Source organism: Nocardia sp. NPDC050435 (genome assembly GCF_040655395.1).
GTDB lineage: Bacteria > Actinomycetota > Actinomycetes > Mycobacteriales > Mycobacteriaceae > Nocardia.
In genome coordinates this window covers 397431-412025 of the sequence record NZ_JBFAJW010000002.1, presented here as the reverse complement: position 1 = coordinate 412025, position 14595 = coordinate 397431, and the positions used below count along the sequence as shown (strand labels likewise).

Sequence of the window (14595 nt, the reverse complement as noted above, 5' to 3'; positions counted from 1 at the left end):
GTACCGCGGATTTCCCGGGCCTGTGCTTACGATCGCGCGATGACGCTACGTTGCTGGAAGGTTGCCGCAGTGCTGGGCGTGGCCGCGACGGTGATCGCGGGTTGCGCCGGGGACGACCGGGACGCGGCTCCGATCGACGTCGGGGTGCTGATCGTCACCATGTTCGAGCCCGAGCATCAGGCGTGGCTGACCAGGGAATCGCTGCCGGTCACCGTCAAGGTGCCGACCGTGGACAAGACGGTCCAGTGCAATGCCGACGGGCTGTGCGTCGTCGAGACCGGCCAGGGCAAATCCAACGCCGCCGCCACCATGATGGCCGTGCTGGACAGCCCGAAGTTCGACTTCTCCCGCGCCTACTTCCTCACCACCGGCATCGCCGGGACCCCGCCCGATCAGGGCACGCTCGGCTCGGCGGCGTGGGCGCGCTGGGTGGTCGACTTCGACCTCGGCAACCACCTCGATCCGGCCGAGGCGCCCGAGGTGCCGTTCGGGTTCCGTCCGGTCGAGAAGTACCCCACCGCCGCCTATCACCTGGACGACGCGCTGGTGGACACCGCCTTCCGGCTCACCGAACGGACCCAGCTGGCCGACAGCGAGGCCGCCGCCGCCGAACGCGACCGCTACCCCGGCCAGGCCGGGCGCGTGCCCGCGGTCATGAAGTGCGACACCGTCACCGGCGACGACTACTTCTCCGGCAAGACGCCCTCCGACACCGCCCGCTACATCATGGGTGTGCGCACCGAGGACCAGGGCACCTACTGCACCACCCAGATGGAGGACAACGCCACCGCCACCGCCCTGGCCCGGCACGGCTATCTGAACCGCTACCTCTCGCTGCGCACGGTCAGCAATTTCGATCAGCCGCATCCCGGGCAGACGGTGGTCGAACATCTCGAGGCCGAGGGCGACGGGTTCCGGCTGGCACTGGAAAACCTCTACACACTCGGCCGCCAGGTCGCCGGCCACCTGCTGCAGAACCGGCCGGGCGGGCGCTGACCCGGAAACGACTGCGGGCGGGACGGTTTCCACCGTCCCGCCCGCAGTCGTCGTCCTATCGCGCGGTGGAGCGGAAGCTCCGCAGCCGCAGGCTGTTGGTGACCACGAACACCGAGCTGAACGCCATCGCGGCGCCCGCGAGCATCGGATTCAGTAGCCCCGCCATCGCCAGCGGAATCATGGCGATGTTGTAGGCGAAGGCCCAGAACAGATTGCCCTTGATGGTGCCGAGTGTCTTGCGGGACAGGCGGATCGCGTCGACCGCCGCCCGCAGGTCACCGCGGACCAGCGTGAGGTCGCTCGCCTCGATCGCGACATCGGTGCCGGTGCCCATGGCCAGGCCCAGATCGGCCTGGGCCAGCGCGGCCGCGTCGTTGACGCCGTCGCCCACCATGGCCACGACCTTGCCCTCGGCCTGCAGCCGCCGGACGGTGTCGACCTTGTCCTGCGGCATGACCTCCGCGATGACCTCGTCGATGCCGACCTCGTCCGCGATGGCGCGGGCGGCGGCCGCGTTGTCGCCGGTCAGCATGATCGGGGTGAGCCCGAGCGCCTTCAGCTGCGTGATCGCCTCGGCCGAGGTGGTTTTCACCGCGTCGGCGACCACCAGCACGCCGCGCGCCTTCCCGTCCCAGCCGATGGCCACGGCCGTCCGGCCCGCGGCTTCCGCCTCGCGCACCGCCGCGGCCAGTTCGGCATCCAGGTGCTGGGACCAGTCGGCCAGCAGCCGGACCCGGCCCACCAGGACCGCGTGGCCGTCCACCATGCCCTGCACGCCGAGGCCCTCGATATTCGCGAAATCCTGGACCGGCGGCAGCGTGCCGGAACGCTCCCGCGCGCCCTTGGCGATCGCCTGGGCGATCGGGTGCTCGGAGGAATCCTCCAGTGCCCCGGCCAGTTCCAGCACCCGGTCGGTGTCCTCGCCGGTCGCGGCGACGACGTCGAGCAGGGTCATCTTGCCGGTGGTGACGGTGCCGGTCTTGTCCAGCACGATGGTGTCCACGCGGCGGGTGGATTCCAGCACCTCCGGGCCCTTGATCAGGATGCCGAGCTGCGCGCCGCGCCCGGTGCCGACCATCAGCGCGGTCGGGGTGGCCAGGCCAAGGGCGCACGGGCAGGCGATGATCAGGACGGCGACCGCGGCGGTGAAGGCCGCGGCGACGGAACCGCCGGTGCCGAGCCAGAATCCGAGGGTCGCCACCGCCAGCGCGATCACGATCGGCACGAAGATGCCCGAGATCGTGTCGGCCAGCCGCTGCGCCTGGGCCTTGCCGTTCTGCGCGTCCTCCACCATCCGGGCCATCTGGGCCAGCTGGGTGTCGGAGCCGATTCTGGTGGCGCGCACCATGATCCGGCCGCCGACATTGACGGTGGCGCCGACCACCGTGTCCTCGGGACCGACTTCGACCGGCACCGATTCGCCGGTCAGCATGGACGCGTCGACCGCCGAGGAGCCCTCGACCACCACGCCGTCGGTGGCGATCTTCTCGCCGGGCCGCACCACGAACTGGTCGCCGACGCTCAGCTGTTCCACCGGAATCCGCTGTTCGGCGCCGTCGCGCAGGACGGACACCTCTTTGGCGCCCAGCTCCAGCAGCGCCCGCAGGGCCGCGCCGGCCCGGCGCTTGGACCGGGCCTCGAAATAGCGCCCGGCCAGGATGAACGTGGTGACGCCCGCCGCGGCTTCCAGATAGATGTTGCCGGTCCCGTCCATGCGGGAGATGGTGAATTCGAACGGGTGCTTCATACCGGGCGTGCCGGCGGTGCCCCAGAACAGCGCGTACAGCGACCAGGCGAACGCGGCCAGCGTGCCCATCGACACCAGGGTGTCCATGGTGGCGGCGCCGTGGCGCAGGTTCGTCCAGGCGGCGCGGTGGAACGGCAGCGCGCCCCACACCACCACCGGCGCGGCCAGCGTCAGCGAGAGCCACTGCCAGTTGTCGAATTGCAGCGCCGGGATCATCGCCATGGCGATCACCGGCACGGTCAGCACCAGCGAGACCAGCAGGCGGGTCCGCAGCGCGGCGGTCGGATCGGGCTCGGCGGCGGCGGTTTCCGGCTCGGCGGCCGGGGGTTCGGGCAGGCTGGCGGTGTAGCCGGTGGCCTCGACCGTGGCGATCAGATCGGCGGGGGTGACCTCGCCGGTGTAATCGACGCGGGCCTTCTCGGTCGCGTAGTTCACGGTCGCGGTGACGCCGTCGAGCCGGTTGAGCTTCTTCTCGATCCGATTGGCGCACGACGCGCAGGTCATCCCGCCGATCACCAATTCGACCTGCGCGGACGGTTCTGTCACGGTGGTCATCGTAGGGTTCCTTTCCGGGAGCGGGGGTGCGGCGGGTCAGTGCCCGTGGCCGGGCTGTTCGGGTTCGGGGGCGGGCTGCGGGGCGCCGCCGGAGCCGCCGACGGCGACCGTGAATTCGGCGGTGCGGACCACGCCCTCGTGCTGGAAGTCGAGGAACAGGCGGTAGTCGCCCGCGCTCGGCGCGGTCACGAAGAAGGTGATGCCCGGCCCCGCGGGCGTGACGCCGTCACCGGGGTGACCGTCCGGATGGACGTGCAGGTAGGCCAGGTCGGCGCTGCGCAGCGCGACCAGGTGACCATACGCGCCGAGGTAGGGCTGCAGATCGGTGACCGGCTTCCCGTCGCGCTCGACGGCGAGGGTGACCTTCGAGGCGGCCCCGGGGGTGACGGCGCCGGTCAGGCGGACGGTGTAGGCCCCGACGGTGGCGGTGGCCGCGGGCGGCGGCAGCGGCTGGGCGTCGTAGTTCCCGGCGACGCGCAGGTCCGCGCCCAGGGTCAGGTTCTGGCCGCCCTCGGGGGTGAAGTCGGCGAAGACCCGGTACTCACCGGCGCGGGTGAGGTTCAGCGGGACGCTCCAGGTGCCGGCGGCGTCGAGCACCGGGTGCACGTGCTGGAAGGCGGCCATGTCGCGGCGGACCACGATCAGGTGCAGGTCTTTGTCGTGGGCGCGGATGTAGCGGGTGACCGGGCGGCCCTGGTCGTCCAGGATGCGGAAGCGCACCGTGGCGTCGGCCGGCTGTCGCGTGTTGTCCAGGCTGAGGGTGTAACCGGATTCGGTGGACAGCAGGCCGCCGGGCAGCTGGTCGGCGGCCGGTGCGGGCGCGGCGTGCGCGCCGGCGTCGTGCGTCTCGGGCGCGGCCGGTGCGGGGCCCAGCAGGGCGCCCGCGCCGAGCGCGATCCCGAAGACCGCGGCCAGGCCGACGGTGAAGCCGGCGAATTTCGTGGTGGTGTTCATCGGATCGCTCCGTCGGGTCGAGGGCGGGATCGCGGGCCGGGCCCGCGATCCCGCGCGGTCATTCGGCGAGCCGGTAGCCGGCCTTGGTCACGGCCGCGGCGAGGACGCCGGGGGCGACCGGGGCGGTGCTGTCGACGGTGACCCGGCCGCTGGCCAGGTCGATGTCCACGGAGGTGACGCCGTCGATCCGGCCGACCTCGGTGCGGACCGAGTTGGCGCAGCCGCCGCAGGTCATCCCGGAGACGGTGACGGTGGCGGTGCTGACTGCGGTGCTCATGGTGCTCTCCCTGGGGTCTGTCGACGATCCCGTGCCGTCGTTACGAGAGTTACCATACCCCCCTAGGGTATTTTGTCAACCAGGTCGGCCGCACACGAAAAAGGCACCCCCGACGTGCGGGGGTGCCTCGGGTGCGCGGAGTCGCTAGCCGGCCGGACGCGCGTGCAGGTTGCGCGCGGTCGGGGAGGCGGGCGTCGCGCCCGGATCCGGATAGGTGCCCAAGACCCGGTCGGCGGTACCGGAGCTGGTGACGGTGAACCAGTAGTGCTCGTTCTTGTAGTGGTGATGCCGGTGGTTCTTCCACACCGCGCGATAGGGCGCGCGCTTCGGCTTGTAGTCGGTGTGGATCAGGTAGTGCGTCCACTCGTAGCCCAGCCCGAGCACGGTGACGGTGAGCAGGAACGTCAGGCCCAGGCCGGGGCGCGGGAAGGCGAAGGCCGCCAGCGCCAGCAGCACCACGATCACCACCACCAGCGAGCGCGTCGGAATGAAGATCAGCGGGATATCGCGCGGATCCACGTGGTGCGCACGGTGTTTGCGGGCCAGCTCGCTGTCCAGCTGGAACCGGCCCAGGCGCTTGGGCCGCCAGTGCAGCACCAGCACGTGGACGACCCACTCGAACGCGGGGAACAGGGCGAGCATCGCCAGCGGCAGCAGCGCGTCGGTGAGTTGCCAATCGCCCACCAGCACGCGCAGGGTCAGCGCCGCCACCAGCGCCGTGCCGATCATCCACGGCGAGGGATGCCGGGTGAACTCGCGGAACGCGGCGCCGAGGCTCAGCCCGCGCCGCAGCGCGGGCTTGCCCCGGGTCGAATCGGGCCGGGCGGGAACGGATTTGCTCATGGAACTTCCTAGGTGACGCGTGATCAGGCGCCGAGGGCGTCGATCAGGGCTTCGGTCGCCGGCTCGAGCAGGGCCCGAGCGTGTTTGGCGGCCTGCTTGGGGCGGCCCGCCACGATGGCGGCGGCCAGATCGCGGTAGCCCGCGACGTTGTCCACCTCGGCGGACATGATCGGGGCCAGCGCCGCGAGCGCGGGTTCGTAGGCGGCGCGCAGCATGTTGAACATCAGGCCGAACACGATGGAATCGGCGGTGTCGACCACCTCGTCCCAGAACGCCAGGGCGTGGCGCTGCTTGGCGATCGGATCCGCCTCGGCCGCGAGGGCCGCGAGGATCCGGTCGAACGCGGCGCGCACCCGCTCGGGATCGGAGCGGCGCGCCGCGGCCAGCTCGGCGATCTTGGGACCGTTGTGCAGCCGGGCCTCCAGGATGCTGCGCGCCACCGCCGGTTCGAGCACGCCGGACTGCACCAGCAGTCGCGGCAGCACCTCCAGCCCGGCGCCGCGCCGGTAGTCCAGCACCGTGGTCGCGTCGCCCTGGCGGACCGCGACCAGCCCGGCCGCCGCGAGCCGCTGCAGCGCCTCGCGCACTGCGGGCCGCGACACCCCGAGTGCCTCGGCCAGCTGCCGTTCGCTCGGCAGCGTCGCGCCCGGGGCGAGTTCGCCGCTGAGCACCTCCGCGGCGATCTGCTCGAACACATCCGCCGACACCGACCGCTTGACCACAGGTTGCAACGCCATGCCCCCACTGTGCGCCCTGATGGTCAGTTGGTCAAGTGGTCAGACCAATTTGCCTCGATCGGTCACCCCGCCGCCGAGCGTGGCAGACTCGTCAGCGGGAGGAGGGAGCGGAGATGACAGAACGCAACGGGGAGCAGCGGTGGACAGCGCACGCCCTGCCGATCCGCACCGGCAAAGTACTACTGCTGCACCGCAATCCGACACTGCCGCTGGGCGGCATGTGGGATATTCCGGGCGGCACCGTGGTGCCCGGCGAGAGCCCGGCCGAAGCCGCCCGCCGGGAGGTCGCCGAGGAAACCGGCCTGGACGTGCTCGTCACCGACGAGCTCACGCACTTCGTCAATCCGGACGCCGAGGGGCGCGACATCGATTTCCACACGATCACCTTCGGCTGCTTCGAGAACGAACTCGGCCGCGCCGTGCGCCTGCCCGACGACGAGCACGACGAATTCGAATGGATGACCTACGCGGAAGCCACGCACGTCCCCCTGGTGTGGCACGTGCGCAAAACCCTCGACCACGCCGACGCCCTCGGCCTGCTGTCCTAGCTGGGGTCGGAGCCGCGCACGGCGGAGAGCCACACCGCCGCGGCGAAAGCCACGCAGCAGGCCCCGAGGAACGCGGGCAACCCGCCGCCGTCGAGGTACACCCAGAGCAGCGCGACGAACGGCGCGGCCACCGCCGGCTGCGCGTCCAGCAGCAGCCGCCGCGACACCCGCGCGGAAGTGGCAGCGAGAGTGGCGAATTCGGGATCCGGTCGCGACGGATTGTCGATCAGGCGGCCCGGCGGCTCACTCCCGCGCGCCCGCCCCGACGGAGCCAGCCGCGCGCCGCCGATACGGATCTCCCGCTCACCCAGCTCGGCCCGCGCCTCGGTCAGCCGCAGCAGCGCCGGATCGAAAAACACCGGCACCCACCAGCTGTCCCCAGCCCCTGTGGACGACTGTGCACAATCCGGCCCCGCCGCGAAACCGGAAAGCTCCAGCCACGAACGACTGAGCAGCCGATGCTCCTGCCGCACCCGCCGCACCGCCGCCGTCCCCGGCCCGGGCACCCCCGCACCCACCACCCCCCGAGCCAGCCCCACCTGAAAAGCCGTGTACCCCAGCATCACCGCGACCAGCGCCGCCAACGCGGCCAACTGGCTGGAAGTGGCGAACGGCGCCCACACGGCACAGACCGCGAGGGCGCCGATCGTCACGCCGACCGGGTAGGTCAGCGGGTGCGCGGGGTTCACTTCACGAAACCGACCTTCGTGTAGTCGGCGGAGGAGAGGCCGAAGGCGCCGTAGTTGGCGACGTTGTCGCGGACGGCGACATTGCCGGCACCCTGGAACACCGGCAGCGAGTGGCCGAGCTCGAAGATCATCCGGTCGGCCTGGTTGGCCATCTCGATCGCCTTCTCCGGATCGAGCTCGGAGAGAACCTGATCGATGAGGGCATTCAACTCGGGTGAGCCGACCCGGCCCTTGTTGCTCAGATTGTTGGCGGGATTGTAGGCGTAGATCTGCTCCAGGGCGCCCAGCGGGAAAAGACTCCGGCCCCAGGAGAACTGTGCGATATCGAAATTGCCGGGATCGATGACCTTGGTGAACAAGTCGGTGCCCGAGTGCGTTTCGATCACCAGCTTGACCCCGATCTGGGCCAGGTTCTGCTGGGCGATCTGCGCCATCTGGACCTGGCGATCCTGCTGGACCATCACGTCCCGGATAACCAGCTGCCGCCCATCCTTCTCGCGCACTTCACCGTTGAGCCGCCAGCCCAGGTCGTCCAGCATGCGCGCTGCCGCCGCCGGATCGTAGGACACCACGGCGGAATTGTCCTGGTATCCCTTCTGCCCCTCCAGGTAGATGTGATTGTTGACCGGCTTCGGATCGATCACGACCCCGTTCTGCAGCGCGGTCGTAATGGTCTTCCGATCGATCGCCTTCGAAATGGCCACCCGCAGGCGCGGATCCTCGAGGATGGAGCCGGGAGCGCCGTTGAACGTGAAATGCGAATTCGTGGCGTCGGGCGCGCGGCGCACCACGATGCCGGGGGAACTTCCGGCGGATTTCGCCTCCTCGGCGCCGTAGATGTCGACCGCGTCGATCTCGTTGTTCTGGAGCGCGGTCAGCCGGGCGGAGGAGTCGAGAACGCTGAAGGTCACGGTGTCGAGCTTGGGGGCATTGCCCCACCATTTCGGATTGCGCTGCAGCGTGATTCGCTTCTGCCCCTGATCGATCGCGGTGACCATGAACGGCCCCGCCGATTTCGCGGGCCGGGAGCGATCGACATCGTTCAGCGCCTGCGGCGTCGCGGTCGACTCCTTGGGCATCAGTGGACTGAACAGTCCGCGCCATTCCGCGTAATGCTGTCCGAACGTGACGATCGCCTGGCGGTCGTCGGCACCCCGCTCGACCTTCTCGATCCGGCTGTAGCCCTGGGTGTGCGAAACCAGGAACCCGGTGTCGCGCCCGCTCAGCGCATTGGCCTGCGACCGCAGGTCTTCCCAGGTAATCGGGCTGCCGTCGGACCACACGGCTTTCGGATTGATGGTGTATTCGATCTGCTGGGGATTGGTGTTGACGAGCCGGATATCGGAATAGAAATCCGGGTCGGTGCTGACGACACCTGCCTCGTCGGCGGTCACCGTGCTGGGCAAAGTCCAGCCCACGACGGTGGAGACATCACCGTCGGAATCGACGTGCAACGGGTTGAATGTCGCCGGGAAACTGGTGAGTGCGAGGCGCAGATTCCCGCCTTCCCGCAGATCGGCGGGATCGCGGGGGTTGATCTCGCTGGGCTGACCGACGTCGCTGGACCCGGATCGCACGTCGTCGTCGCCGCCCCCGCACCCGGCCACGAGCAGCGAGATCGCGAGCACCGGCGCTGCGATACCACGCAGCCTGCGTGAATACTGAATTGTCACTTCACAAATCCGATCTTCGTGTAGTCGTACGACGCCAACCCCGGCGAACCCATATTCGCCACTTCCGCCCGCGCCCCGAAGTTGCCCGGATCCTGGGTGAGCGGCAGGGAGTGGCCCTCCTCGAATACCTTCCGGTCCACCTCGTTGGCCAATTCGATCGCTCGCTTCTGGTCGAGTTCCGCGATGGTCCGATCGATCAGCGCGTTCATTTCGGGTGAGCCGATGCGCCCGTAGTTGCCCTGCAGATTGTCGGGGTCGTAGTAGTAGATCTGCGGAATACTGCTGAACGGGAACGCGTCTCCCTGGAACACGAACTGCGCCGCGTCGAAATCACCGGTCTGGATGACGTCGGGGAAGAAGCCGGCGGCCGGTTTCGTGTCGATCACCAGTTTCACGCCGATGCGCGCGAGATTCTGCTGGATGATCTGCGCGATCTGCACCCACAGCGGGTCGTTGTACATGACGTCGCGAACGATCAGTTGCCGTCCGTCTTTCTCGCGGACCTCGCCGGCCAGTTTCCAGCCGAGCGCGTCGAGTTCCCGGGCCGCGGCGTCGGGGTCGTAACCCAGGCTGTTGTCGCGGTATCCCTCCTGACCCTGCAGGAAGATGTGGTTGTTCAACGGCTGGGGATTCTCGACCAGACCCATCTGGCTCACCGCGGCGATGCCCTGACGGTCGATCGCCTTCGAAATCGCCACCCGCACACCCTGATCGGCCAGGATCGAGCCGGGCGCGCCGTTGAAGGTGATGTGCCGCCAGCGGTTACCCGGCGTGCGGCGGATCTGCAGGCCCTGGGTGTTGCGGATGGTCGTGACGTCCTCGATCGAGCTCAGCCGCGTGATGTCGATCTCGTTGTTCTGCAGCGCGCCGGACCAGGCCGACTGATCGAGCACCACATAGGTCATGGTGTCGAGCTTGGGCTGCTCGCCCCACCACTTCGGATTGCGCTCCAGCACTATGCGTTTCTGCGTCTTGTCCACCGAACGGACCTGGAACGGGCCCGCCGTCGGTCCCATCGCGTCGACCAGGCCGGTGTTGAACGCCTCCGGCGTCTCGGTCACCGATTTCGGGTACAGCGCCGAGTTCCCGGCGAACTGGCCGCGCCACTCGCCGTACGGCTGGGAGAAGGTCAGCACCGCTTGGCGGTCGTCGACGCCGCGCTCCACCTTCGACACGAACTCGAATCCGCTGGAGATCGCGATCAGGAAACGTTTGTCCCGGGTGCTCAGGGCGTTGGCTTGCGCCGCGATGTCCTCCCAGGTGATCGGCTTTCCGTCGGACCAGACGGCCGCGGGATTGATGGTGTAGGTGACCTGCTGCGGAGTGGTGCCGGTCAATGCCACGTCGGTGAAGTAGTCGCGGTTGACCGCCAGGTTGCCCGCGGCGTCGACGGTGAACGCGCGCGGCATCATCGGCCGCTGCAGATCGGCGATCTCGCCGTTGTTGCCGTCGTTGGACAGGGTGTTCCAGTTGTCCGGAAGCGCGGAGGTGGCCAGGCGCAGATTGCCGCCGTCTCGCACTTCGTCCCGCGCCTTCGGATTGATGTCGTTGCTGGTGCCGAGGGCATCGGTCAGGCCCTGGCCCGCGTCATCCGCGTTGCCGCACCCCGCGGCGATCAGTCCGATCGCGACCAGCGACACCGCCCACCGCCGCCGCCTGGCTCCGACTCGCATCGCGAACTCCTGACTTTTGAGGGACTTACCGGCCGGCGACCGGTAGCGGCACGGCGTCGATCAGCGCCCGGGTGTACGGGTCCCGGGGATCGGCGAAGATCTGCTCGGCGGGTCCGTACTCGACGATCTTGCCGCGATGCATGACGGCGATCTCGTGCGCGAGATTGCGAACCACCGAAAGGTCGTGGGAGACGAACAGGTACGACAATCCGCGTTCGGCCTGCAGGTCTCGCAGCAGGTTCAGCACACCCGCCTGGATCGAGACGTCCAGCGACGACACCGGCTCGTCGAGCACCAGCATGGAGGGTTCCAGCGCCAAGGCGCGGGCGATGCTGATCCGCTGCTTCTGCCCGCCGGAGAAATCGGCGGGATAGCGATCGGCGTGCTCCGGTTGCAGGCCGACCTGCTCCAGCAATTGCGGTACCCGCGTGGCGATCTCGGTGCGGGAACGGCCGTCTACGCGCAACGGCTCGGCCACCACGTCGAAGATCGGCAGGCGCGGATCCAACGAGGCCGTCGGGTCCTGGAAGACGATCTGCATCTGCCTGCGGATCGCGCGTTTCTCCGGCTTGGACAGGCTGCCGACGTCGCGGCCGAGGATCTCGATGGTGCCCGACTCGGGCCGCACCAGATCCAGGATCTGGCTCAGTGTGGTGGATTTGCCCGAGCCGGATTCGCCCACCAGGGCCAGGGTGCGACCGGCGTGCACCTCGAAGCTGATGCCGTCGACCGCCCGCACCTCTCCGGTCCGGCGGCGGAACACCACGCCCCGGGTGAGTGGAAAGGTTTTCACCAGGTCGGTGACCCGCAGCACCACCTCGGGCGCGGTCGGCGTCACGGTCTCGGGTTCGGCGATGTCGGCTCGGTAGGCGTCGAACAGTGCGGTGGAATCGAATTCGCCGGTGCGGAAGCACGCGGCGGTGTGCGCCGCTGCGACCTCGGCCAGCGGCGGTTCGGCGTTGCGGCACTCCTCGGCGACGATCGGGCAGCGCGGTGCGAACGTGCAGCCCGGTGCCAGCGCGTGCATGGCGGGCGGCGCCCCAACGATGGGGATCAGCGGGGTCCGCGCCGGGCCGTCCATCCGCGGGATCGAGCCGAGCAGCCCGACCGTGTACGGCATCCGCGGCTCGGCGAAAAGATCGGCGGCGGGCGCGGTTTCGACGATCTTGCCGGCGTACATGACCGCGACGCGGTCGGCGACGGTGGCCGCGATACCCATGTCGTGGGTGATCATGACGACGCCCGCGCCGGTGATGTCGCGCGCCTTGCGCAGCAGTCCGAGGATCTGCTTCTGCACCGTGACGTCGAGCGCCGTGGTCGGTTCGTCACAGATGATCAGCTGGGGGTCGTTGGCGATGGCCATCGCGATCACCACCCGCTGGCGCATGCCGCCGGAGAACTCGTGCGGAAATGCCCTGGCGCGTACGGGAGCGTCGGCGATGCCGACCAGATCGAGCAGTTCGACCGCGCGCGCCGCGGCCTGCTTCTTGCTCAGCGTGCCGTGGGCCAGCAGCGCTTCGGCGATCTGATCCCCGACCCGGTACACCGGGGTCAGTGCCGAGAGCGGGTCCTGGAACACCATGCTGATGGCACTGCCGCGCAGCCGGGACATGTCCCGGTCGCCCAGGCCGATCAGCTCCCGCCCGCGCAAACGCACCGAACCGCGCACGCGGGCCTGATCGGGCAGCAAACCCATGACGGCCATCGACGACACCGACTTGCCCGAACCGGATTCGCCGACGATGGCAAGCACTTCGCCGTCGGCGACGCTGAAATCGACGCCCCGGACAGCGTCTACGCGGCCCTCCTCGCTCGGGAAGGACACCCGCAGCTCGGACACCTCCAGCAGCGGCGCGGCCGGATCCCCCTTCTCCAGGTTCGTCACGACTTCACCCGCTTCTTGCGTGCGCGGGCGCGGTGCGCGCTCGGATCGAAGGCGTCGCGCAGGCCGTCGCCGACCAGGTTCGCGCACAGCACGGTCAGGATCAGGAAGCCACCGGCGAACATGTAGAGCCACGGGAAGACCAGCGCGCTCTGGGTGCCCGCCGCGATCAGCGAGCCGAGCGAGACGTCCGGCGGCTGCACGCCGAATCCGAGGAAACTCAAACCGGTTTCGGCCATGATCGCCGCGCCGACGGACAGCGTGGTGTCGATGATCAGGATCGAGGCGATGTTCGGCAGGATGTGGCTGACGATCACGGTGCGCGTCGGTGCGCCCATATAGCGGGCCGCGCGGACGAATTCGCGATCGCGCAGACTCAGACTCAGCCCCCGGACGATCCGCGCGCTGATCATCCAGCTGAACAGGGACAGCAGGACGATGAGCACCAGAATCGATCCGCTGCCCTTGGTGCGCGGTGCGAAGATCGCAATGATGATGAAGCTGGGGATCACCAGCAGCAGGTCGACCAGCCACATGATGGCCTTGTCGGTCCAGCCGCCGAGCAGGCCCGCCACCGCGCCGGCCGTCGCGGCGATCAGTGTCGAGATCAGGGCGACGCAGACACCGATGATCAGCGATTTCTGCAGCCCGCGCAGAGTCTGCGCGAGGACGTCCTGCCCGATCTGCGTGGTGCCGAACGGATGTCGTGCGCTCGGCGGCTTGCGGAACGCCGTCGGGTCCATCTGCTGGTAGTCCCACTGCAGGAAGGGCGGCAGCGCGAAGGCGAGCACCAGCATCAGCAGCAGGATCACCGCGCCCGCGACGGCGGGCCGGTTGCGCAGGAAGCGCCGCCACACCAGTTTGCGCCGTCCGGCGGCCGCGACTTCGGGCGCGCCCTCGACGAGGATGGCCGTTTCGGTCATGACACACGCACCCGCGGGTCCAGCAGGGCCAGCACCACATCCGACAGCAGGCCCGACACCAGCACCACCAATCCGGCGAACGCGGTGAGCGTGACCACCACGTACACATCCTGGGCGTTGATGGAGTCGACCAGCCATTCGCCGACCCCGTGCCAGCCGAAGATCTTCTCCACGAACGTCGCTCCGGTGATCAGGCCGCCCAGGCTGTAGGCGAACAGCGTGGCCATCGGAATGAGCGCCGTGCGCAGTCCGTGCTTGTACAGGGCCTTACTGCGGGACAGCCCCTTCGCCCGCGCGGTCCGGATGAAATCACTCTGCAGCACGTCCAGCATCGCGTTGCGCTGGTAGCGGCTGTATCCGGCCATCGCGCCCAAGGCGAGCGCGGCCGTCGGGAGCACCAGATGCTGGAGCCGGTCCAGCATCTGCGGCCAGAATCCGTTGATCTGGGTCGCCGACGTCTCGCCGGTATAGAGGAAGATCTGCTCGCCGGTCAGCGCGTTGACCTCCAGCGCACCGTATTTGAGCAGAGTCGCGAGCAGGAAGATCGGTGTGCTCAACAACAGCAGCGACAACACCGTGGCGAAATAGTCGAAGAATTTGTATTGCCGAATGGCACTGGCGGCGCCGATCAGCACGCCCAGCACCGTACCCACGATCGACCCGATGATCAGCAACCGCAGGCTGACCCCGATCCGGCGGCCCAACTCCTGGCTGACCGGCTGCCCGGCCAGGGTCTTGCCGAAGTCGCCCTCCGGGATGCCCTTCAGCCAGCTCACGTAGCGCACCGGAATCGGCTCGTCGAGCCGCAGCTCCTTCGCCTTCTGATCGATCACGTACTGCGGCGGGCGGGGACTGCGCTGCTCCAGGCTGTCCAGTGGCCGAAATGTCAACGATGTCAAGGCGAAGGTGAGAAACGACGCCAGCAGCAACAGCACGACGTAATTGAGAGCGCGCCGCAGCAAGAAGCCGGTCATCAGTCCTCACGGTCTTTCACCTGGGGTGGTCGGTAGGCACTGATCATAAGGACGGAATCGTGGTTCGCGCAGGCGAGCCGATGCCAGGCATGTCGGCTCGCGGCGGCGTGCGCGGGTTCGGCGG

13 protein-coding genes are annotated in these 14595 nt (G+C 68.8%); 2 read left to right on the top strand and 11 right to left on the bottom strand.

Annotated features, from left to right (window positions below; genetic code table 11):
- The first annotated feature begins 39 nt into the window (after nt 1-39).
- Nucleotides 40-996 carry a purine nucleoside permease gene (locus tag AB0I43_RS06250; protein ID WP_356971776.1) on the top strand — a complete coding sequence of 319 codons (957 nt, stop codon included), beginning with the start codon at nt 40-42 and terminating at the stop codon, nt 994-996.
- Nucleotides 997-1051: 55 nt separating this feature from the next.
- On the opposite strand, the gene AB0I43_RS06245 is transcribed toward AB0I43_RS06250, so the two are convergent.
- The 5 genes from AB0I43_RS06245 to AB0I43_RS06225 all read right to left on the bottom strand — a co-directional run bounded on the left by AB0I43_RS06245 (nt 1052) and on the right by AB0I43_RS06225 (nt 6109).
- Nucleotides 1052-3298, bottom strand: a complete 2247-nt coding sequence (locus AB0I43_RS06245) for a heavy metal translocating P-type ATPase (RefSeq protein WP_356971775.1) — start codon at nt 3296-3298, stop codon at nt 1052-1054.
- A 36-nt stretch (nt 3299-3334) separates the two neighbouring features.
- Complete coding sequence (locus tag AB0I43_RS06240; RefSeq protein WP_356971773.1) at nt 3335-4252, bottom strand: hypothetical protein; 918 nt, start codon at nt 4250-4252, stop codon at nt 3335-3337.
- A gap of 58 nt (nt 4253-4310) precedes the next feature.
- On the bottom strand, nt 4311-4529 hold the full coding sequence (locus tag AB0I43_RS06235) for a heavy metal-associated domain-containing protein (RefSeq protein ID WP_356971771.1): 219 nt from the start codon (nt 4527-4529) through the stop codon (nt 4311-4313).
- 144 nt (nt 4530-4673) lie between these two features.
- Entirely contained in the window at nt 4674-5372 is a 699-nt protein-coding gene (locus AB0I43_RS06230; protein ID WP_356971769.1) for a sterol desaturase family protein, read from the bottom strand.
- A gap of 23 nt (nt 5373-5395) precedes the next feature.
- A complete protein-coding gene (locus tag AB0I43_RS06225; protein ID WP_356971768.1) occupies nt 5396-6109 on the bottom strand; it encodes a GntR family transcriptional regulator in 714 nt (237 codons plus the stop codon).
- A 113-nt stretch (nt 6110-6222) separates the two neighbouring features.
- On the opposite strand from AB0I43_RS06225, the gene AB0I43_RS06220 reads away from it, so the two are divergent.
- Nucleotides 6223-6657, top strand: coding sequence for an NUDIX hydrolase (locus AB0I43_RS06220; RefSeq protein WP_356971766.1), 435 nt, complete (start codon nt 6223-6225; stop codon nt 6655-6657).
- Here AB0I43_RS06220 and AB0I43_RS06215 read toward each other — a convergent pair.
- The 6 genes from AB0I43_RS06215 to AB0I43_RS06190 are packed head-to-tail and all read right to left on the bottom strand — an operon-like array spanning nt 6654 to nt 14471.
- Complete coding sequence (locus AB0I43_RS06215) at nt 6654-7346, bottom strand: hypothetical protein (protein ID WP_356971764.1); 693 nt, start codon at nt 7344-7346, stop codon at nt 6654-6656. The two genes, AB0I43_RS06220 and AB0I43_RS06215, sit on opposite strands and share 4 nt — an antisense overlap.
- Nucleotides 7343-9019, bottom strand: a complete 1677-nt coding sequence (locus tag AB0I43_RS06210) for an ABC transporter family substrate-binding protein (protein ID WP_357431486.1) — start codon at nt 9017-9019, stop codon at nt 7343-7345. Before AB0I43_RS06210 ends, AB0I43_RS06215 begins: the two co-directional genes overlap by 4 nt.
- On the bottom strand, nt 9016-10692 hold the full coding sequence (locus AB0I43_RS06205) for an ABC transporter family substrate-binding protein (RefSeq protein WP_356971761.1): 1677 nt from the start codon (nt 10690-10692) through the stop codon (nt 9016-9018). The genes AB0I43_RS06210 and AB0I43_RS06205 overlap by 4 nt, the downstream gene beginning before the upstream one ends.
- Before the next feature lie 25 nt (nt 10693-10717).
- Nucleotides 10718-12577, bottom strand: a complete 1860-nt coding sequence (locus AB0I43_RS06200) for an ABC transporter ATP-binding protein (protein WP_356971759.1) — start codon at nt 12575-12577, stop codon at nt 10718-10720.
- On the bottom strand, nt 12574-13497 hold the full coding sequence (locus AB0I43_RS06195; RefSeq protein WP_357431484.1) for an ABC transporter permease: 924 nt from the start codon (nt 13495-13497) through the stop codon (nt 12574-12576). The genes AB0I43_RS06200 and AB0I43_RS06195 overlap by 4 nt, the downstream gene beginning before the upstream one ends.
- A complete protein-coding gene (locus AB0I43_RS06190; protein ID WP_356971756.1) occupies nt 13494-14471 on the bottom strand; it encodes an ABC transporter permease in 978 nt (325 codons plus the stop codon). The genes AB0I43_RS06195 and AB0I43_RS06190 overlap by 4 nt, the downstream gene beginning before the upstream one ends.
- Between the last annotated feature and the right edge of the window lie 124 nt (nt 14472-14595).

Excerpts from the sequence above, each read along its gene's own strand:
- AB0I43_RS06250 (WP_356971776.1), top strand. The coding sequence starts at position 40 with ATGACGCTACGTTGCTGGAAGGTTGCCGCAGTGCTGGGCGTGGCCGCG.
- AB0I43_RS06240 (WP_356971773.1), bottom strand. The coding sequence starts at position 4,252 with ATGAACACCACCACGAAATTCGCCGGCTTCACCGTCGGCCTGGCCGCG.
- AB0I43_RS06190 (WP_356971756.1), bottom strand. The coding sequence starts at position 14,471 with ATGACCGGCTTCTTGCTGCGGCGCGCTCTCAATTACGTCGTGCTGTTG.
- AB0I43_RS06195 (WP_357431484.1), bottom strand. The coding sequence starts at position 13,497 with ATGACCGAAACGGCCATCCTCGTCGAGGGCGCGCCCGAAGTCGCGGCC.
- AB0I43_RS06225 (WP_356971768.1), bottom strand. The coding sequence starts at position 6,109 with ATGGCGTTGCAACCTGTGGTCAAGCGGTCGGTGTCGGCGGATGTGTTC.
- AB0I43_RS06235 (WP_356971771.1), bottom strand. The coding sequence starts at position 4,529 with ATGAGCACCGCAGTCAGCACCGCCACCGTCACCGTCTCCGGGATGACC.
- AB0I43_RS06245 (WP_356971775.1), bottom strand. The coding sequence starts at position 3,298 with ATGACCACCGTGACAGAACCGTCCGCGCAGGTCGAATTGGTGATCGGC.
- AB0I43_RS06220 (WP_356971766.1), top strand. The coding sequence starts at position 6,223 with ATGACAGAACGCAACGGGGAGCAGCGGTGGACAGCGCACGCCCTGCCG.
- AB0I43_RS06205 (WP_356971761.1), bottom strand. The coding sequence starts at position 10,692 with ATGCGAGTCGGAGCCAGGCGGCGGCGGTGGGCGGTGTCGCTGGTCGCG.
- AB0I43_RS06230 (WP_356971769.1), bottom strand. The coding sequence starts at position 5,372 with ATGAGCAAATCCGTTCCCGCCCGGCCCGATTCGACCCGGGGCAAGCCC.